Origin of the sequence: Plantactinospora sp. KLBMP9567 (assembly GCF_033446045.1) — a bacterium.
In the GTDB taxonomy this organism is placed as follows: Bacteria; Actinomycetota; Actinomycetes; order Mycobacteriales; family Micromonosporaceae; genus Plantactinospora.
On sequence record NZ_JAWQRR010000043.1, the window covers coordinates 102,636 to 122,400 of the forward strand.

The 19,765-nt window shown below is 70.4% G+C and carries 12 protein-coding genes; 7 read left to right on the plus strand and 5 right to left on the minus strand.

Annotated features, from left to right (window positions below; all coding sequences use genetic code 11):
* The first annotated feature begins 113 nt into the window (after positions 1–113).
* On the plus strand, positions 114–2,996 hold the full coding sequence (locus tag R6Y94_RS32575) for a transglycosylase domain-containing protein (RefSeq protein WP_318399885.1): 2,883 nt from the start codon (positions 114–116) through the stop codon (positions 2,994–2,996).
* Positions 2,997–3,864: 868 nt separating this feature from the next.
* Here the strand turns inward: R6Y94_RS32575 and R6Y94_RS32580 are convergent.
* Positions 3,865–4,818, minus strand: a complete 954-nt coding sequence (locus tag R6Y94_RS32580) for an AfsR/SARP family transcriptional regulator (RefSeq protein WP_318399886.1) — start codon at positions 4,816–4,818, stop codon at positions 3,865–3,867.
* Between the two features lie 285 nt (positions 4,819–5,103).
* Here R6Y94_RS32580 and R6Y94_RS32585 point away from each other — a divergent pair, with 285 nt between their 5' ends.
* Entirely contained in the window at positions 5,104–6,606 is a 1,503-nt protein-coding gene (locus tag R6Y94_RS32585; protein WP_318399888.1) for a glycosyltransferase family 87 protein, read from the plus strand.
* Positions 6,607–6,789: 183 nt separating this feature from the next.
* Here R6Y94_RS32585 and R6Y94_RS32590 read toward each other — a convergent pair whose 3' ends face one another.
* A complete protein-coding gene (locus R6Y94_RS32590) occupies positions 6,790–8,916 on the minus strand; it encodes a hypothetical protein (protein ID WP_412102933.1) in 2,127 nt (708 codons plus the stop codon).
* A 271-nt stretch (positions 8,917–9,187) separates the two neighbouring features.
* On the minus strand, positions 9,188–9,967 hold the full coding sequence (locus R6Y94_RS32595) for a deoxyribonuclease IV (RefSeq protein ID WP_318399891.1): 780 nt from the start codon (positions 9,965–9,967) through the stop codon (positions 9,188–9,190).
* Between the two features lie 960 nt (positions 9,968–10,927).
* On the opposite strand from R6Y94_RS32595, the gene rpsF reads away from it, so the two are divergent.
* The 4 genes from rpsF (at position 10,928) to rplI (ending at position 12,595) form a co-directional block, all read left to right on the plus strand.
* Positions 10,928–11,218 carry a 30S ribosomal protein S6 gene (gene rpsF / locus R6Y94_RS32600; protein WP_318399893.1) on the plus strand — a complete coding sequence of 97 codons (291 nt, stop codon included), beginning with the start codon at positions 10,928–10,930 and terminating at the stop codon, positions 11,216–11,218.
* Positions 11,219–11,292: 74 nt separating this feature from the next.
* Entirely contained in the window at positions 11,293–11,847 is a 555-nt protein-coding gene (locus R6Y94_RS32605) for a single-stranded DNA-binding protein (protein WP_318399894.1), read from the plus strand.
* A 44-nt stretch (positions 11,848–11,891) separates the two neighbouring features.
* Positions 11,892–12,131, plus strand: coding sequence for a 30S ribosomal protein S18 (rpsR, locus tag R6Y94_RS32610; protein ID WP_007073789.1), 240 nt, complete (start codon positions 11,892–11,894; stop codon positions 12,129–12,131).
* A gap of 14 nt (positions 12,132–12,145) precedes the next feature.
* Positions 12,146–12,595 (plus strand): 50S ribosomal protein L9, encoded by a 450-nt coding sequence (gene rplI, locus R6Y94_RS32615; protein WP_130461286.1) that lies wholly within the window; start codon positions 12,146–12,148, stop codon positions 12,593–12,595.
* A gap of 104 nt (positions 12,596–12,699) precedes the next feature.
* On the opposite strand, the gene R6Y94_RS32620 is transcribed toward rplI, so the two are convergent.
* Positions 12,700–15,108, minus strand: a complete 2,409-nt coding sequence (locus tag R6Y94_RS32620) for a hypothetical protein (protein ID WP_318399896.1) — start codon at positions 15,106–15,108, stop codon at positions 12,700–12,702.
* A gap of 477 nt (positions 15,109–15,585) precedes the next feature.
* On the opposite strand from R6Y94_RS32620, the gene dnaB reads away from it, so the two are divergent.
* Positions 15,586–18,555: a replicative DNA helicase gene (gene dnaB, locus R6Y94_RS32625; protein ID WP_318399897.1), complete on the plus strand. Its 2,970-nt coding sequence runs from the start codon at positions 15,586–15,588 to the stop codon at positions 18,553–18,555.
* A 63-nt stretch (positions 18,556–18,618) separates the two neighbouring features.
* Here dnaB and R6Y94_RS32630 read toward each other — a convergent pair whose 3' ends face one another.
* Positions 18,619–19,764, minus strand: coding sequence for an RNA polymerase sigma factor (locus R6Y94_RS32630; protein WP_318400026.1), 1,146 nt, complete (start codon positions 19,762–19,764; stop codon positions 18,619–18,621).
* Position 19,765 lies beyond the last annotated feature (1 nt).

The window sequence follows — 19,765 nt, forward strand, 5'->3', positions numbered from 1 at the left end:
ATGTCGCACCATCCGTAGATCGGCGCGTCCGATCCCGGGTGGAGCGTGTCCCAACTCACGGCAACCCGGTGGTGGCGCGCATGGCCATCACCGCGACCGGCAGGGTGTGACGAATGAACTCGTACGGCGATCCTAGTTCCGCGCGCGGTCGGGCCCAGTTCCCCGGCGCGAACGGCGACCACGGACCAGCGGACGGTCCATACCCGCGCACCCGGGACGACTCCGCCGACCGTCGTTCGGCGGCGGCAGGCGAGCGCGGTTCCTGGCCAGCCAACGGCGGCCGGGCGGACGGCGCATCGGCCCGGGCCAGCGTCGGCGGCGGTTCCTCCTCGGGACGGGCGACACCACCGGGGCGCGCCTCGGTCGGCGGTGGCTGGGCCGCACCGGTCTCCCCGGCTTCGGGTTCGGCGTCGGTCGGTTCGGCGTCGGCGGGGCGGGCACGCGTCGGCGGCAGCGCGTCGGTTCCCGACGCGCCTGGTTCGGGTGGCAGTTACGGTGCCGGCAGGGCATCTGCGGGCCGCGCGAGCGTCGGCACCGCCTCGGTCAGTGGCGCGGGCGCCGGTGGCGCCGGCGGACGGGCCCGAGTGGGCCGAGCTGTCGTCCCGGTCTCACCGGCCGGTCCAGGCGGGCCAGACGAGCCTGGCGGCCCTGGCGGACGTCGCGGTCGCCGTGGTGAGCCTGACGAGGCAGCGCAGAAGCGCGCCAAGCGGCGCAAGCGGATGAACCTCGTGATCGCGGCGTTCGCGGTCTTCATCATGCTGGCGGGCGGCGGGGTCGTGGGGATCACCTACTACTCGACGAACGTGGTCATGCCGGACCAGATTCCGTTGCCCGTCGGCACCACGATCCTCGACAGCAAGGGTAAGACGATGGTCACCCTGGGCCAGCAGGCTCGGACCATCGTGCCGCTGGCGAAGATCCCGGAGCACGTGCAGTGGGCGGTGGCCGCAGCCGAGGACCGGAACTTCTACGACCACGACGGCGTGGACTACATCGGCATCGCCCGGGCGGCCTGGAACAACTTCACCGGCGGTACGAAGCAGGGTGCCTCAACCATCACCCAGCAGTACGCCCGGAACGCCTACCAGAACCTGGCCGACGACAGCTACCAGCGGAAGCTCAAGGAGGCGATCCTCGCCTCCCGGCTGAACGACGAGTTCAGCAAAGGCGAGATCATGCAGCACTACCTCAACACCATCTACTTCGGCCGGGGCGCGTACGGCATCGAGATGGCAGCGGTGACGTTCTTCGGCAAGTCCGCCGAAAAGCTCGACGTCGGCGAGGCGGCAGTGCTGGCCGGAATGATCAAACAGCCGGACAACGACCCGCAGACCGGCGTCAAGGGCTTCGACCCGGCGCAGAACCGTGAGGCGGCCGAAGACCGCTGGAACTACGTGCTCAACGGCATGGTGGAGAAGAAGTGGCTGGACCCGGCTGACCGGCCCGCCAAGTACCCGGCAGTGGCGAAGCCCAGGGACGCCAGCGCCTCGGTGGGCGTGAAAACTCCCAAGGGCAACGTCGTCAACTACGTCCGGGCCGAGATGGAGGCGATGGGATTGTGCCACGACGGCGCCGTCCCCGCCGGCAGTTCGAAGCCGAACTGCCAGACCACGCTCGCCACCGACGGTTACAAGATCACGACAACCATCGACCGGAGGTTGCAGGACGCGGCGGAGGCGGCGGCCCAACAGGAGAAGAAGAGTTCTCCGCTGAACGACCAGCCGGCGAACCTACAGGCCGCACTGGTCTCGATCGACCCGAAGACCGGCCGGGTCCTGGCTTACTACGGCGGCAACAGTGGCGTCGGCATCGACTACGCCGGGAAGAACACCATCGGGGGCAAGCTGGTCGGCGGGCATCCACCGGGCTCGTCGTTCAAGGTCTATACCCTGGCGGCCGCGATCGAGGCGGGCATCTCGATTGAGTCACACTGGGACTCCACCCCGTTCAAACCGGAGGGTTTCAAGGACGAGGTCGTGAACGCCGGCCGGAACCCCGACTGCAAGAAGTACTGCGAACTGGCCCACTCGACCGTCCAGTCCTACAACGTGCCCTTCTACCACGTCAGTGAGAAGATCGGTCCGGACAAGATCGTTGGCATGGCTCGGCAGGCCGGGGTCACCACCATGTGGACCACCGGGGGCAAGGGGCCGGAACCGGTCGACCTGACCAAGAAGAAGCCTGAAGAGGTGGCTCCGTCGCCGTTCTTCCACGTCGTCGCGTACGGGCAGTACCCGATTACCGTGCTCGACCATGCGAACGGGCTCGCCACCCTGGCTAACCGGGGCAAGTACAACAAGGCCCACTTCATTACGAAGATCGAGCAGCAGGACAAGCAGACCGGCGTGTGGAAGAAGGTTGGCGGCGAGCAGATCAAGCCGGCGCAGCGGATCCGGGCGGACGTCGCCGACGAGGTCACCTCGGTGCTCAAGAAGATTCCGGGCGCCAACAACCACAGCCTGGCAGGAGGCCGACCGGCAGCTGGCAAGACCGGCACCTGGCAGTACGGCGACACGAAGCAGAACGCGGACGCCTGGATGGTCGGCTACACGCCGGAGATAGCCACGGCGGTCTGGATCGGCAGCGACAACCCGAAGAAGCCCAAGATCCTCAGGACCGGTGGCGGCGATGTCGGTGGCGGCAATCTGCCCGCCGACATCTGGAAGCAGTACATGGACAAGGCGCTCGACGGCGTTAAGAAGTCCGAGATGCCGGACTCCAAGGGCCTGGGCGACCCCGAGGCCGGTAACGGGGAAAAGCCGGCGGATCCGCCGCCGAACTGCCCGATCCCGGTCAACGGGCTCTGTCCCCCGCCGAACGACGGTGGTCCTGGCACCGGCGGTCCTATCATCGGCGGTGACCCGGACGGTCCCGGCGGCGGTGGTCCTGGTGGTGGCGGCCCTGGCGGCGGCGAGGGTCCCGACGGTCCGCGCGGCGGCGGTGGCGGTGGGGGCACGGCCGCGATTCTGCCCACGACGACAACCGGGCGAGACTGAGCAGCAGATCCCGTGATCGAGATGGTGGCCCCGACCAGGTTCCTGGTCGGGGCCGCTGCTGTCACGGCAGGTCGGAAGCGGAGCTTCGAGCAAGGGCCTGGGCCTCAGACCCGGGTGCTCGGGCCGCCACCGGTCGGTCATCGCCACCCATCCGCCGGGCCGGGCGGGGCGAGGCGGACCGCGAACGCCGTGGAGTGCCGGTCTTCCCGGCACCGCAGCCGGGGTCGTAGTAGGCGAGGTGGTCCGGTTCGGCCAGCTTCGTGACACTGCCGGAGGAGAGGTCGACGATCGCCGCGAAGGCGCTCCGGTCCAGGCCAGTTCGTCGTTGGCGAACTGGCGGGGGGCATACGACACGATTGCGTACCGCCCGGAACCGGTAAGGCAGAACTGCCCGATCCACTGGTCGGTCACGATGCCGGGCTCGGCCAGGCCCGCGGCCGTGCGCCACCGGTAGGCCGCCGACCGGTCGGCGACCAGCAGGTGCAAGCCGGTGGCATCGCTGGAGGTGGTCACCGTCCGATCGGTGGAGCGGCGCCAGTCCCGGCCGAGCCTCCGGTCTGGGTCCGGGACGCTGTCCGGCGAACCGGGAGCGGTCGTGGCGCTCGGCGGCTGCTCCTGGGCGGAGGTGTGGGTGCCGCTGCTGACGGGGTCGGCGCTACGGCGAGTGTCCCCGCCAGAAGCACGCCGACGCCCGCCGCTCTCAGCTTCCTCATGGGGCCGTCTCCGGTGGCCGAGAAGTGGACAGGAGCAGGATGTCCCGTATCGCCATCACCGCCACCCGAGGAAATCACCGTCGCGCCCCCGGTCCGCCACCGGACCGTTTCCCGGGCAGTGTTGCCGCGCTCCGTCGGGCCGCCGGAGGTCCTGACTAACGGTCGCCGGGATGCTCCGTACCGCCGGCGAGATCGACCCGCCCGTCGCCCACCAACCGGTGCACTGCCGTGGACAGGTCTTCCAGGGCGGTGGTTATGGTGCTGATCAGCGCCGCGTCGAGTCGGCTCACGCCGCCGGACGCACCGTACGGGACGCCGTCCCTGCCAGCACCGGTCGCCTTCGCCGGGGTAGGGACTGCGTGGTACGGAATGTCGGTCAAGCCCAGCAGCTTCCGTTCCATGCTGCGCACCGATGGGCCGGCGTTGATGCCCAACTCCACGTCGAGCCGGGTCTTCAGCGGTCGGATGACGTTCAGCGCGTCGGCGGTTCGGGACGCCTCGTGTAGTGCCTCCGCGAGTCGGCAGTGTAACCCTTCATGGTATGGGTACAGCTGTACCCAAACCGACAGATCCGCGATGATGTCGGTCTGGTTCCCCCGGGCGAATTCAAGTTCGACCAGTGCCTCCATTGCCCGGATCCGCAGTTCCTCCAACCGGGTTGCATCCGCAACAAGCGCGTCCGACCCGATGTCCTCAAGAGCTTGGCCGTGCCACAGGGCGAGCGCCGAGCGGAGTAACTCGCCCGCCTCCGTCAGTTCACTTCGGGCGACGTGGTTCTCGGCTTTACGGTGCAATCTACAGAATGTGAGGCCGTCGACGAGGTCGTCAGCTATCTCGAGGACGTAGCTCTCGCCTCGTCGGTCGAGGACTGCCTGGTGGCCAGCCTTGCGCAGCACCGTTCTGAGCGAGCCGACACAGTTCTGCACCTGCTGACGTGCTGTGGTCGGAGGCCGAACTCCCCATAACACATCAATGAGTCGGCCGGTGGAAACAGGTGTATTGGCGTCGACCAGAAGGGCCGCCAACATCTTCCGATGACGATGGCTGCTGATGGCTTGGTAGGTATTTCCCGATCGAATCCTCAGAGGGCCGAGCATGCGAAAGTCCACAGAGCCTCCCCCGTTCTCTCCGTCGAGAGTCTTTCACGAATATAGTCGATACTCAATTCTGTTAAGCTGATTGACAGATCGTCCGAGATGTGGTTGGAGATGCTGGGTCGCCCTCCCCGCGGGCCTTGTCAGCTCCCGCATGAACCCTCGCGTCCCCTCGCGGCCCGTCCCGGCCGCCGGTGCGGCGGTCGAGGCGGCAGGAGAAGGATCGGTGAGCGACAACGCGGGTCATCGGCCCGTTCCGGTGCTCGTGACGTCGCTGCGGATACGGCAGGATGCGTAGTCATGAGCGCACAGTCGCCGGCTGGCATCGACGAACCTGAGAAGGCTGACCACCCGTCCCATTCGGACGGCTTCGTCCGAGGGCTCGCCGAGGCGATCGGCGGCCCGCTCGGCGCACACGCCAGCGGGGTCGAACGCCGGGGCACCCAGGCCAGCGGCCGGTTCTGGACAGCCGCCCGGATCGTGCTGGCGCTGACCTGCCTCACCCTGGCGCTGCACTGGGTGCAGAAGTCGCCCTGCCAGGACGGTGCCTGGCAGAACAACGTCCAGTACACCCGGTTCTGCTACACGGACGTGCTCGCGCTCTACTACGCCGAGGGGCTCAACGAGGGCAAGGTCCCCTACCGGGACCACCCGGTGGAATACCCGGTGGTCACCGGATACTTCATGGGCGCGCTCGGCCTGCCGGTGCACAACATCGGAGTGGACCGGCCCGAGATCAACCAGGCGCAGTGGTTCTACAACCTCAACGCGCTGGTCCTCGGGGCGCTCGCGGTGGCCACCGTGGCGATGATCCTGTCGTTGCGCCGCCGCCGGCCGTGGGACGCCGCCATGTTCGCGCTCTCCCCCGCGCTGCTGGTCACCGCCACCGTCAACTGGGACCTGCTCGCCATCGGGCTGGCCGCGATCGGCATGTACGCCTGGGCGAAACGACAACCCCTGGCCGCCGGCATCCTGCTCGGGCTGGCCACCTCCGCGAAACTGTGGCCGCTCTTCGTGCTCTGGCCGCTCTTCCTGCTCGGGCTGCGTACCGCCCGGGTGAAGGAGATGCTGGTGACGATCAGTTCGGCCGTCGTCACGATCGTGGCGGTGAACCTGCCCGTCGCGATCCTCTATCCCGACAACTGGCGACGCTTCTTCGACCTGAACAGCGAGCGGGCGGTCGACTGGGGCACACTCTGGTACATCGGCCGCTACCTGGACAGCAAGTGGAACAGCGGCGGCCCCGGCGACGAGGGGCCGTTCCAGTGGCTCAGCAACAACATCCCGACCCTGAACACGGTGTCGTACGCCCTGATCACGCTGGCGTTCCTCGCCATCGGCGCGCTGGCGCTGTTCGCCAAGCGCCGCCCCCGGCTGGCCGCGCTGGTCTTCCTGATGGTGGCGGCGTTCCTGATCTTCAGCAAGGTGTGGTCGCAGCAGTTCAACCTCTGGCTGCTGCCCCTGCTGGTGCTGGCCCGGCCGCGCTGGGGCGCCTTCCTCGCCTGGCAGTTCGCCGAGGTCGGCTACTTCGTCGCGTTCTACGGCGAGCTGCTCGGGGCCGGCGGCAAGCAGGTCTTCCCGGAGGGTGTCTTCGTGTTCGCCGCCACGCTGCGGCTGACCACCGTCGTGGTGCTCTGCGTGCTGGTTGTCCGGGACATCCTGCGGCCCGAGGGCGACCCGGTCCGGAGCACCTACCTCGACGACCCCGACGGCGGGAGCTACGACGGCGCCCCGGACGCCTCCTGGCTCGCCCGACTCCGTGGTCGGCCGGCCCCGGCCGAACCGGCGCCGGCCACGACCTGACCCGCAGCGGCCGAGCTACCCCGGCACGATCCGGCCGGTCGAGCCGCACGGTCAAGCGGTGCCGGCCACGACCTGCCCCGCACCGATCGCGCCGCGCCGGCCACGACCCCGGCTCGCACGGTCGCGGCGGCATCGACGCGATCACGGACCGGGCCCGGACCGTGGAGGAGGGAGCGGCCGGGATCAGAGCCGGTAGACGACCGTCTCCCCGACGTCCTCCCGGCTGATTCCCAGGGTGTCGACCGGCAGGTCGACGGTGGCCTGCAACGGGGTACCGGCCACCCGGTCCCGGAGCACGATCACCGTACGTACGCCCATGTTGCGCAGGAAGTCGATGCTCGCCTGGTCGGGGAAGTTCGCCGTGGCCTGGCGTACCTCGGCGAGCCGGTTCGGCGTGAACCCGCTGCCGCCGTTGACGGTGTCCTGGAACCGGCTGGTCGACCAGAGCATCACGTGCTGGTCGGTCTTCTGGTCCGAGGGGAGCACCAGGATCGGGCCGTTGGCGACCCGCATCGACGCGGGCTGCACCGGTACCACCGGATGCGGCGTGGTGTTGAGCCCCTCGGCCAGCACCAGCACGATCGGCAGCAGCGTGACCAGCCGGAGGAACGGCCCCGGCCGGGGTGGCACCCGCTCGGCGGCCGAGATCTGCCGGGCCCGCTCCGCGAAGGCGCCGACCGAGCCGGCGGCGAGGACGCCGAGCAGCAGGGTGACCCAGATCATCAGTCGGCCCGGCGTACGCAGACCGTCCCAGCCGGGCAGGTGCTCGAAGAGTGGCAGGTAGGTCCAGGTGCCGCCGAAGAACCGGCTGCCCATCGCGAGCACCCCGGTGACGAGCACGGCCGCCAGCAGCAGCAGGCGCTGGCGTACCGTCCAGACCGAGAAGAGGAGGCCGGCGAGGGCGAGCGCGAAGAGGACGTACCCCGGCAGCAGGGTGGTCTCCGGCAGCCCGGGAAGCCCGGCCCGGACCGGCTCGTGCAGGTCGCCCCAGATCAGCGACTCCGGCGGAGCGGTGAGGAAACCACCTGGCGGCGGGGAGTAGTTGCGCAGCTCCTCGGCGGTCCGCCGGGCGTGGGGATGCAGTTCGGCGACCTTGAAGTACGGGATCGCCAGCAGGGCACCGGTCGCCGCGAAGATCGCGCCGCCCCAGAAGTCGGCCAGCAGCAGCCGGAACCCGAACCACTGCCCTGGCCGGCGCAGGATCCGCCGGACCAGCCAGCTCAGCAGCACCACGACCGCGATCAGACCCATCACGTACGCGAAGACGAGGCCGATGCCGAAACCGAGGCTGAGCTGCCAGGCGGCGACCAGCCAGCCGGCGAACGCCCAACCGGAACGTCGACGTTCGGGTCGGTAGCCGTGCCGCAGCGACCAGCCGTGTCCCCGGGCCAGCATGGCCAGGGCGAGCGGGATACCTCCGTTGGAGAGCACGTGCAGGTGACCGGCCTGGCCGAGCAGCCAGGGCGCGTACGCGAAGCCGATCCCCGCCACCGCGGCGCCGATCCGTCCCGCCCCGAGCTGCCGCACCAGCGCGTACGCCCCGAGCACGGCGAGCGCGTGGGCCAGGACGAAGAGGATGTTGTAGCGGAGGATCGCCGCCTCCGGGCCCTGACCGATCATGCCCGCCGGGGCGTACCCGAGCAGGGTGTCGGAGAAGGCGAAGGTCCAGGTCTCCGGGAAGAACGCGTTGCTCTGCCACAACTGGGCCGGCTTGGTCAGCAGGATGTGCCCGGACCAGGCGACCTGCCAGGCCTGTAGCGCCGGATCCCAGTAGTCCTGCGGCAGCGTGTGCCGGGGGTAGCGCAGCGTCGGCCAGGTCATCAGGACGGCCAGGGCCAGCGCGCCGAGCCCGGCCAGGGTCCACTCGTGTACCAGCCGACGGCCGACACCTCGACCGATCCGCCGGATCCGTCCGGGTACCACCTCGGGAGCCGGCGCGAACGCGGCGAACGGGTCTGCGGGCTTCGCCGGCTGGTCGTCACCGGCCGCCTTGTCCTTGCTGTCCTTGTCCTTGCTGTCCTTGTCCTTGCTGTCCTTGTCCTTGCTGTCCTTGTCCTTGCTGTCCTTGTCCTTGCTGTCCTTGTCCTTGCTGTCCTTGTCCTTGCTGTCCTTGTCCTTGCTGTCCTTCGACGTCCTGTCGTCGCCGCCGGCCGCCTTGCCCTCGGCGTCGTCGGCCTTGCCGGCCTCGGTGTCGTCGGCTTTCCCGGCTTCGCCTCCGCCGCCGCCCGACTGCGCCGGCTTCCCGGGCGGGGTGTCGAGCTTCCCGCCCGGCACCGGGGAGATCTGCGCCGTCGTCGACGTCACCGCCATCGTCGGAGCGCCGGCTGCCGACGCCGTACCGTCGGAGGCGGTGGGGTGCGAGTCGCTCTCCGAGGCCGGTACCGCCGACCGCAGGGTGGTGCCCGTCCCGGCTTCGGTCGATGTCGTCCGCACCCCGGCGGCGCCGGAGTCCGAGCTGGTGGGCGTACCCGCTGCGGCCGTCGTGGCCGGGGTGGGGTCCGGGTTGGTGCCGGCCGGCGCGGCGCCGGGACGGGTTGTCTCGTTGGCGTTGGACTGGTCCGTCGACATCGGGTCCTCGCCCCTACCGGCCTACGCGGTCGCGGAGATAGGCGATGTCGGTGGCCTGACCGTCGACGCCGCCGGGCGTCTCGACGATGGCCGGCGCGCCGGCCGCCCGGACCACCGCCACCACCAGTTCCGGGTCGATGGTGCCGCTGGCGAGGTTCTCGTGGCGGTCCCGGCCGGAGTCGAAGGCATCCTTGGAGCCGTTGGCGTGGATCAGGTCGATCCGGCCGGTGATCGCCAGGACCCGGTCGACGACGTCGAGCAGGTCCTCGCCGCCCGCGTGCGCGTGGCAGGTGTCCAGGCAGAAGCCGACGTCGTAATCGCCCACGGCGTCCCAGAGCCGGGCCAGGTTGTCGAACCGGCGGGCGCAGGCGTTGTCGCCGCCGGCCGTGTTCTCGATCAGCACCGGGACGTCGTGCCCGCCGGACTCGGCGGCCTGGGCGAAGGCCTTGCGCCAGTTGTCGAAGCCCTTGGCGATGTCGTCGCCCGCGTTGACGTGCCCGCCGTGCACGATCAGGCCCTTGGCGCCGACTGCGGCGGCGGCGGTGGCGTGCCCGAGCAGCAGCTTCCGGCTCGGGATGCGGATCCGGTTGTTGGTGGTGGCGAGGTTGATGACGTACGGCGCGTGGATGTAGACGTCCACCTCGGAATCGCGCAGCCGGGCCGCGTCGGCCCGTGGCTGCGGTGTCTTCCAGTCCTTCTGTGGATCGGCGAGGAAGAACTGGACCGCGTCCGCCTTCCGGAGGGCCGCCTCGTCCAACGGATCCGTGGCATCGACATGGGCTCCGATACGCATGAAGGCGAGCCTACGTCGCGCCGGTCGGTCGGGCGGGGACGGGCGCACCTGTCCGGCCCGGCAGCCCGGGCGTGGTAGTCCCGGGGCGGTCCGCGTCACCGGCCGGAGGATGGATCGTTTCTCCAGGTGAGATCCGTTCGCCCGGCGTACGGGCCGGGTCGATTCACGAGTTGTGCCGGAAAGAGGGAAGACATGGTCCTGCCGCTCCGCCGCCGAGCCGCAGCAGCGGTCCCCGCGTTCGCCGCGGGCGCACCACGGCTGCTGTCCGGCTTCGCGGCCGGGGCGTCGGAGCCACTGTCCGGGGCCGGGGTCACGCCGGTCCGTGTCTTCCCCGCCGGGTCGGTCGGCCGGTCCGAGGTGGGGTCGGTGCCGCATGGTCCCGATGTGGCCGGCCCCGGGAGCGCCGGGGCGCCGCAGGACGCGGCGCCGGGCAGCTACCCTCCGCCGTCCGACCGACTCGGCGGGGCTGCCACCGTCCTGGTGCGCCCGGGTGACCGTCCGGCCCGCCGGACTGGCCCGGCTGCTGGCGTCGGTGGCCACGGTCGGCGTGCTCGGGGTCTCGGCAGGAGTAATTCGGGCAATTTTCGCTCAACGCACAACACAGACTGTTATCGCGTAAGATGACAATACAATAGGCTCCGCGGGGCGCCTTCCATCCAACTCATCGGTGTGGTCGTTCCTCCCCAGGTCCCACCCAAAGAATGCGGACGGGATGCGCCCCGCGGCTCTGCGTCGAAGAGCCTCCTCCGGTCAACGCGACCGGAGGAGGCTCTTGGCACCGGTCCGTGTGCAGGGCGGCCGGCGGCCACGGGGTCCGCCGACGCCCGACGCCGGTGGACCGGGTATTCTGCTCAGGTTGCCCGCGCGCGACGGGATCCCTCCCGATACCGCCCGGCAACGACGCATGACCTCCTGTCACGGAAGGACCGTGGCCGCTAGCCCAGAGGAGGTGAGCACGTCTTGCGTCATTACGAGATCATGGTCATCCTCGACCCAAGCCTCGAGGAGCGCACCGTCGCCCCGTCGCTCGACACGTACCTCAACGTGATCCGGACCGCGGGTGGCTCGGTGGAGAAGCTCGACGTGTGGGGTCGTCGGCGCCTCGCGTTCGAGATCGACAAGAAGGCCGAGGGAATCTACGCCGTCATCGACCTGCAGGCGACGCCTGCGTCGGTGGCCGAGCTGGACCGGCAGCTCCGACTCAACGAGTCCGTGCTGCGCACCAAGGTCATCCGGCCGGAGACGCGCTGACGCGTTTCCGGCACGCCCGGATCAGCCTCATCCGTCCTGTCGTACTGCTCTGGCAGCCTTTCAGGGATTGATGAGTGCGCGAGGAGATGGTCATGGCAGGAGATACCACCATCACGGTCATCGGCAACCTGACCGACGACCCCGAGTTGCGTTTCACCCCGTCCGGCGCCGCGGTCGCCAAGTTCCGGGTCGCCTCGACGCCCCGGTTCATGGACCGGACGACGAACGAGTGGAAGGACGGCGAGCCGCTCTTCCTCTCGTGCACCGTCTGGCGGCAGGCGGCCGAGCACGTCGCCGAGTCGTTGCAGCGCGGTGCTCGCGTGATCGTGTCGGGCCGGCTCCGGCAGCGGTCCTACGAGACCCGCGAGGGCGAGAAGCGCACCGTCATCGAGCTGGAGGTCGACGAGATCGGCCCGTCGCTGCGGTACGCCACGGCGAAGGTGCAGAAGATGTCGCGCTCCGGCGGCGGCGGCGGGTTCGGCGCCTCCGGCGGTGGTGGCGGTGGCGGTGGCGGTGGCCAGGGTGGCGGCGGAGGCAACTTCGACGACCCGTGGGCCACGGCGGCTCCGGCCTCCTCGCGTTCGTCCGGTTCGGGCGGCGGCAACTTCGACGACGAGCCCCCGTTCTGACCCGGGTGGCTACCATCCGGGATCGCAAACCAGGAGCAAGAGCAATGGCAAAGGCTGCGGCACTGCGCAAGCCGAAGAAGAAGGTGAACCCGCTCGACAAGGACGGGATCACCTACATCGACTACAAGGACACCGCGCTGCTGCGCAAGTTCATCTCCGACCGCGGCAAGATCCGCGCTCGGCGGGTGACCGGGGTCACCTCCCAGCAGCAGCGGCAGATCGCTCGTGCGGTCAAGAACGCTCGCGAGATGGCGCTTCTGCCGTACACGGCCACGGCCCGCTGAGAGGAGGCACCGACATGAAGATCATCCTGACCCAGGAGGTGTCGGGCCTCGGCGGCCCCGGCGACATCGTCGAGGTCAAGGACGGCTACGGCCGCAACTACCTGCTGCCGCAGGGCTTCGCTATCGCCTGGACCAAGGGCGCGGAGAAGCAGGTCACGGTCATCCAGCGGGCCCGCGCCGCCCGGGAGATCCGGGATCTCGGTCACGCCAACGAGGTGAAGGCCCAGCTTGAGGGCCTCAAGGTCAACCTGACCGCGCGCGCCGGCAACGGCGGGCGACTCTTCGGCTCGGTGACCCCCGGCGACGTGGTGGACGCGGTGAAGGCGGCCGGTGGTCCGTCCCTCGACCGGCGTCGGCTGGAGCTGCCCGGTGCCATCAAGTCGGTCGGCAGCCACCAGGTGCGGGTCAAGCTGCACCCGGAGGTCACCGCGCGGTTCGACCTGAAGGTCGTACCGGGCAAGTAGCCGGCCAGGCGACAGACAGAGTTCCGGGGTGCCGTCCGATCGGACGGCACCCCGGAGCCGTCTTTCGAGCCAGAGTCGTGTTTCCGGCGGGGCGGGACCAGACCTCAGCCGACCGGTTGACCACTGATCGCGCTGAAGAAGACGGTGGAGAGCCCACCACCGACGACCGCTGCCGCGAACCCGACGGTCACCGCCCGCCAGGTGCGGTTGAACCAGCGCATCAGGGCCGCGACCACCAGACCGGTCGCCAGCGCGGCGAGGAACCGGGGCACCCCGGCCAGCAGTGCGGACATCGCCTGGCCGCGCTCCGACTCACAGCCACCGGAAACCCCGGATACGCAGTCCACCGGCACACTGGCGTCGAGCGTGAGTACCCAGACGAAGACGGCCAGCACGGCGACCGCGTACCAGGCGGCGGTGTAGAGGACGGCGGTGAGCGGGCCGCTGGGCCGCGGATCGAGTAGATCGTCTTCGAGCCGTCGACTCAGCGGACTGGGGCGGCCCGTCCTGGTCGCCGAGGTCAGCAGGGTGCCGCTCGGTGCGCGCCGGGTGGCCGTACCCGCTCCGCTGACGCTCCGGGCGGAACCGACCGTACCGGCACGACCGCGACCCGCTGCCGCTGCCGGCCGCCGGGTGATGGGGGGCGGGGGCTCGTTCGCCCGGCGTGCCGGCGACACCGGCCGGGCCGGTGGCGGGTACGCGACCGCCGGAGAACGCGGCGCCGAGTCCGGGATGCCCATCCAGCGCGGGTCGTCGCCGGCCAGCCTGGTGCCGGACCAGAACGTGTCGCCACCCTCCGGTCCGGTGCGGCCCGCTCCCCGGGAGCCGCCGTCGGTGGTGTTGTCGCGCCCGGTCCCGGCATCCCCGGCCAGCCCGGCGAGTTCACCGTGCCGCCACTCGGTGGTGTCGGTGAACCTGTCCCACTGGCCGGTGTCGGTGAACCCGTCCCATCGGCCGGTGTCGGTGCTCCGGTCGCGGCGACGGCCGGTGGCGGGACCTTCCGGCGGCTCGGAGTCGGTGACCCGGTCCAACATCCCGGTGTCGGTGAGCCGGTCCCATGGCCCGGCCTCGGTCCGCCAACCCGGGTCGGCATCCGCGCCCGGCTCCGGCCCGGGATCGGCGTGCCGCCCCCGGCCATCCCGGTCCTCGCCGGCCCGGCGTACCGGCCCGGCGTCGGCCCCGTACCGGCGCACAGGCTCGGTGTCCGGCTCAGGTTGCCGTCGGCGGGCACCGGTGCCCGCCGGACCCCGCAGCGGCTCGCCGCTCCGCGGCCGGCGGCCGGTACCGGCGGCCGGGTCGCTCTCGCCGGGCGACCGTACCCAGCGGGGGTTCGCCCTCGACCGCTCGATCTCCGGGCCCGACTCGATCGCGGCGGTGGCGTCCGGCTGCTCCGCGACCGCCGTCGGGTCCTCCGCGCGGTGCCGGGAACGCCGCCGTCCGGCGGTCGGCACCGGGCCGCTCGGATCGTCGGGCTCCCAACCGGCCGGCTCGGCGCGGCGTCGACGCCCCGGCGCCGAGCCGTACGTCGTGCCGGGCTCCCGGTCGCCGGTCCGGTCCCACCGGCTGGGCGCGGAATCGTCGGCCGGCTCCGGCCAACCGACCGTGGGGTCGCCCCGGTGGCGCCGGCCGGTCTCGGTGGAGGAGGAATCGACGGCTCCGGCACCCCACCCCGAGGTGGGTACCGCGGTCGGACCGTCGTCCGGGTCGGCCCGGCGCCGTCTGCCCCGGCCGGAGGTCGTGGGAGGGTCGCCGAGCAGCCCGCTGTTGGCGCCGGCACCGGTGGTCGGCGCGGCGGCGGCCCATCCGCCGGAGGTGGGCGCCTCGGAGATCCATCCGCCGCTGGTCGGGGCGGCGGCACCGGCGCCGGTGGTGGGGGCCGCGCCGACCCAGCCGCTGGTGGGAGCGGCGGCGGCCCAGTCGTCGGCCTCGTCCCCGTGCCGGCCGGCACCGGCGCGACGCCGGCCGTGCCGGCCGGCCGCCTCGGTGTCGGCGGCCTCGCTCCGGGTGCTCCCGGTCGCGTCGCCGCGTCGCCGGTCGCCGGCACCGCGCCAGCGGTCGTCGGCGCTCGCCGCGCCCGGTGTGTCGTCGGCCGCCCCGTTCGGACCGCGCCAGTATTCGCCGGTGCTGTCCCAGGTCACCTCGGGGGCGACCCGCCGACGCCCGGGCCGGCCGGTCTCCGTCGCCGGCTCGGCCGCCGCGTCGGCGCGGTGGTGCCGGCCCCCGTCGCGAAGCTCCGGCTTCGGGTCGGAGGCCCATGTGGAGCTGTCGGCGTACGCCCGCGAGGAGCGGGGCTGGAGCGGCTCTGTGGACTCCCGGGCCCAGGACGGCGTGTAGCTGTCGACCGGGTCCGGCGCGCCACGGTACCGGGCCCGCCGCCGGCTCGGGGTGCGATAGGTGACGTCGGGACGCGAATAAGGATCACCTGGCCAGGGCGTCGCCGGGTCGCTCCGGCCGGCGCTGTCCTGCCACTCGTGTCGGGCGAGCTCACCCCGCCCCCGATCCCGATGGTCCACTGCCGAGGCGTGACCTTTCTGGTTGGTTGATCGCGAGGAGTCTGGTAGCTGGTAGCTGGTTGGTCGTTCGCGAGTAGCCGTACGCAAGATTGCCGTCGCCCGATGATACGCCGTCCCGGTAGCCCGAATTTGACCTGTTTCTTTCCTCCACATGGTGGGGACCGAGTCGGCGCAGGTCAGAGCGGCTACAGGCTATTCTTCCCCAATCGTTATCCACAGCCTGTGCACAGGGCCGCACACACCCCGCCGGGAGCCGTCCACAGGTTGTCCCGAACTCCGTCCACCGGCGTGCTTGAGTCCCTGACCTCGACGTCCGTATCGTTGCTGCCCTGACCCTGCCACCCGTGCCGACATTTCCCCCGGTCAAGGCGGCTGGCCAGGGCCGGTCCGGCCCGTCGGCCGGCCGGGGCCGTGGGTCAGCCGAGAAATGTCGTACGTCGGCGGTTCGCTGGGAGCCAGCCGGTGTGGCGGAGGGGGATGCCCGTGTCGGTCACCGACGACGTCCGTGGGGAGTCGCGCCCGTCGCGCGGAGAGTCGCGACCGTCGACGCCGCCGACCGACGTCCCGGCGCCGCGCGACGGCCAGTTCGACAAGACGCCGCCGCAGGACATCGCCGCCGAGCAGTGCGTGCTCGGCGGGATGCTGCTCTCCAAGGACGCGATCGCCGACGTCGTCGAGATCCTCCGGACCAACGACTTCTACCGGCCGGTGCACTCGACCGTCTTCGACGCGATCCTGGACCTCTACGGCCGGGGCGAGCCGGCCGACGCCATCACCGTCGCCGCGGCGCTCGCCGACTCCGGCGACCTGGCCCGGATCGGCGGCGCCCCCTATCTGCACACGCTGATCGCCAGCGTGCCGACGGCCGCCAACGCCGCCTACTACGCCCGGATCGTCGGCGAGCGCGCGGTGTTGCGGCGCCTGGTCGAGGCGGGTACCCGGATCGTGCAGCTCGGCTACGGCTCGGCCGGTGGCGGCGGGCGGGACGTCGACGACGTGGTGGACCTGGCCCAGCAGGCGATCTACGACGTCACCGAGAAGCGCGTCAGCGAGGACTTCGCGGTGCTCGCCGACATGCTCCAGCCGACGCTGGACGAGATCGAGGCGGTCGGCGCGCAAGGCGGCGTGATGACCGGCGTACCGACCGGCTTCACCGACCTGGACCGGCTGCTCAACGGGCTGCACCCGGGGCAGTTGGTGATCGTGGCGGGTAGGCCTGGTTTGGGAAAAGCCCTGGCGCTCGACACACCGCTCCCAACCCCCGCCGGTTGGACCACCATGGGCAATGTCAAGGTAGGCGACCAGCTCCTCGGAGCCGACGGGCGCCCCACTACCGTGACGCACGCCTTCGACGTCCTCCACAACCGCCCCTGCTACGAGGTCGAATTCTCCGACGGAAGCGTGATCGTGGCTGACGGCGAGCACTTGTGGAAGACCACCACCAGGGCCAGCCGCCGACAGCGGGCCGAGGGCAAGCGATCCCACCAATGGTCTGGAGATGCACGCGCTACCGCTACCGCCGCACACCAGACAGCCATGGCGGAACCCGATGAACTAGTCACATTCCGCGAAGCGGTGGCGCTGACCGGCGAACAGTTCCGGAACGTACTGCACATCGTCGGAGCCGAGGTGGGCTTCGCCGGCGAGGTGGCCCGTGAGTACATTCGGGCGGGCAAGCCGTGGCGCAGGACGAATATCCGCGCCTACTCTCGTCGCGCCCTGATGGCGGCCCTGGCTCGTCGGGTGAACCGGTTGATGAATGTCGAGAACACCGCCAACCACGGTGAGCCGATCACCACAGCCGGCATCGCGATCACGCTCCGGCACCCCACTGACGGGCGACTCAACCACGCCGTCGAGAACGCTCTCCCGATCGAGTTGCCATGTCGCGATGACCTTCCGATCCCGCCCTACACGCTCGGCGTGTGGTTGGGCGACGGCTCCACCCCGTCGGCCTGCTTCACAACCGCCGATCCGGAGATGGTTACCCACGTCAGGGAGGACGGGTTCATTGTTGCACCCGTCGGGACCGAAACCCTCGCCTACTCGATCAAGGTCGCAGGCTTGAATCCGCTCCCAGACCGGGATTGCATTGTCTGCGGCAACAGCTTCACTCCGCGTGGCCCCAGCGTTCGAACCTGTGGGCAGTCCTGCGGGGGAAAGTCCAAGGGTCTTGTGAACCCTGCCGACCGCACCGGCTGCGCGTCCTGCGGGAAGCTTCCCGAGAACGGCTGGACCGGTGCCCGAAGGTGCGCCTCGTGTCACAACCGTTGGGGATCGTTCGTCGGCTACCTCCGCGCGGCTGGCGTGTTCGGCGACAAGCACATCCCGACCGCGTACCTCCGCGCCTCGGAGGCCCAACGGCGCGCGTTGCTCGCCGGATTGATGGATACCGACGGAACTGTCACGCCGACCGGCAGCCTGCAGTTCGCAGTCACGTCGCGACGTCTCGCCGAGGACACTCGCGAGCTGATCGTCAGCCTCGGCTATCGGTGCTCGGTCAACACGAAGCGGGTGAAGGGAAAGACCGAGGAGACCTCCACTGCGTACATCCTGAACTTTTCGACCGAAGACGATGTGTTTCGACTGACGCGAAAGAAGATTGCCCACAAGGAGCGCTGCCGTACGAATGGCACCGCTCGCACCGGTTGTCGGTATATCGTCGACGTTCGCCCGGTTCCCAGTGTCCCCGTGCGGTGCGTAACTGTTGACAACGCCGATCATCTATATCTTGCCGGCCGATCCATGATCCCCACCCACAACAGCACCGCCTCGATGGACTTTGCCAGAAACGCCGCGATCCGGCACAACTGTGCGAGTGCCATCTTCTCGCTGGAAATGAGCAAGGTCGAGATCGTGATGCGACTCCTCTCGGCCGAGGCCCGGGTGCCGCTGCACGTGCTGCGCAGCGGGCAGCTCTCGGACGACGACTGGACCAAGCTGGCCCGCCGGATGGGCGAGATCAGCGAGGCGCCGCTCTTCGTTGACGACACACCCAACATGAACCTGATGGAGATCCGGGCCAAGGCCCGCCGGCTCAAGCAGCGGCACGACCTCAAGATGATCGTGGTGGACTATCTCCAGCTGATGAGTTCGCCGAAGCGCACCGAGAGCCGCCAGCAGGAGGTCGCGGAGCTGTCCCGAGGGCTGAAGCTGCTGGCCAAGGAGGTCGAGTGCCCCGTGATCGCGGTCAGCCAATTGAACCGTGGCCCGGAGCAGCGTACCGACAAGCGTCCTCAGTTGTCCGATTTGCGAGAGTCTGGGTCGATTGAGCAAGATGCCGACGTTGTCATACTTCTGCATCGCGACGACTACTACGACAAGGAGTCGCCGCGGGCCGGCGAGGCGGATTTCATCGTCGCCAAGCACCGGAACGGGCCGACAGACACCGTGACGGTGGCGGCGCAGCTCCACCTGTCGCGCTTCGTGGACATGGCAATCGTATGACGGGCCCGATCGATCCATCTCGGCGGAACGACCGGTGCCGCGGGAGGATCCGAACGCGAACCGTCAGCGACGCCGCCGGGCGTTGAGCCGGCCGGCCTGGCGCGTCAGGTGGTCCCGCTCGGCGAGGTTGGGTGCCTTCCGGGCCGCCTCGGCGTACAACCGTGCCGCCGTCGCCAGGTCGCCGTCGCGCTCGTGCAGGTACGCCGCCACCGCGGTGTGCCGGGGCAGCGAGTCGTCCAGCGCCGCGAGCGCCGCCAGCCCGGCGCGTGGTCCGTCGGCCTCGCCAACGGCCACTGCACGGTTGAGCCGGACGACCGGGCTGTCGGTCAGGCGCGCGAGTTCGTCGTACCACTCGACGATCTGCACCCAGTCGGTCTCGTCGGCGGTGAGCGCGTCGGCGTGGAGTGCCGCGATGGCGGCCTGGGCCTGGAACTCGCCCAGCCGGTCGCGGGCGAGGGCCGCCTGCAGGATGTCGACGGCCTCGGCGATCGACTCGGTGTCCCACCGGCCGCGGTCCTGCTCGGCGAGCGGCACCAGGCTGCCGTCGGGCGCGGTCCGGGTGGCCCGGCGGGCGTGGTGCAGCAGCATGAGGGCGAGCAGCCCGGCCACCTCGGGGTGGTCGATCGCGGCCGCGAGCTGCCGGGTGAGCCGGATCGCCTCGGCGGCGAGGTCGACGTCGCCGGAGTATCCCTCGTTGAAGACCAGGTAAAGGACCCGCAGCACGGTGGCGACGTCGCCGGGCTGGTCGAACCGCACGCCGGAGACGGTCCGCTTGGCCCGGCTGATCCGCTGCGCCATGGTCGCCTCGGGCACCAGATAAGCCTGGGCGATCTGGCGGGTGGTCAGCCCGCCGACGGCGCGCAGCGTGAGCGCGACCGCGGACGACGGCGTCAGCGACGGGTGGGCACAGAGGAAGTAGAGCTGGAGCGTGTCGTCCGCCGCGGGCGCGGGCCCGGGCGCCGGTTCCTCGTCGACGAGTTCCTCACGCCGGCGGCGGGCGGCGTCCGACCGGGTCGCGTCGAGGAACCGGTGCCAGGCCACCGTGATCAGCCAGCCCTTTGGGTCCCGAGGCGGGTCGACCGGCCAGACGCGGACCGCCTCGACCAACGCGTCCTGCACGGCATCCTCGGCCGCCGCGAAGTTGGCTCCGCGGCGGACGAGGATGCCGAGCACGCTCGGCGTGAGGCTCCGGAGCAGCGCCTCGTTCATT

Coding starts and splice junctions, on each gene's coding strand:
- R6Y94_RS32575 (WP_318399885.1), top strand. CDS start 114: ATGAACTCGTACGGCGATCCTAGTTCCGCGCGCGGTCGGGCCCAGTTC.
- R6Y94_RS32585 (WP_318399888.1), top strand. CDS start 5,104: ATGAGCGCACAGTCGCCGGCTGGCATCGACGAACCTGAGAAGGCTGAC.
- R6Y94_RS32590 (WP_412102933.1), bottom strand. CDS start 8,916: ATGGCGGTGACGTCGACGACGGCGCAGATCTCCCCGGTGCCGGGCGGG.
- R6Y94_RS32595 (WP_318399891.1), bottom strand. CDS start 9,967: ATGCGTATCGGAGCCCATGTCGATGCCACGGATCCGTTGGACGAGGCG.
- rpsR (WP_007073789.1), top strand. CDS start 11,892: ATGGCAAAGGCTGCGGCACTGCGCAAGCCGAAGAAGAAGGTGAACCCG.
- rplI (WP_130461286.1), top strand. CDS start 12,146: ATGAAGATCATCCTGACCCAGGAGGTGTCGGGCCTCGGCGGCCCCGGC.
- dnaB (WP_318399897.1), top strand. CDS start 15,586: ATGCCCGTGTCGGTCACCGACGACGTCCGTGGGGAGTCGCGCCCGTCG.
- R6Y94_RS32630 (WP_318400026.1), bottom strand. CDS start 19,764: ATGAACGAGGCGCTGCTCCGGAGCCTCACGCCGAGCGTGCTCGGCATC.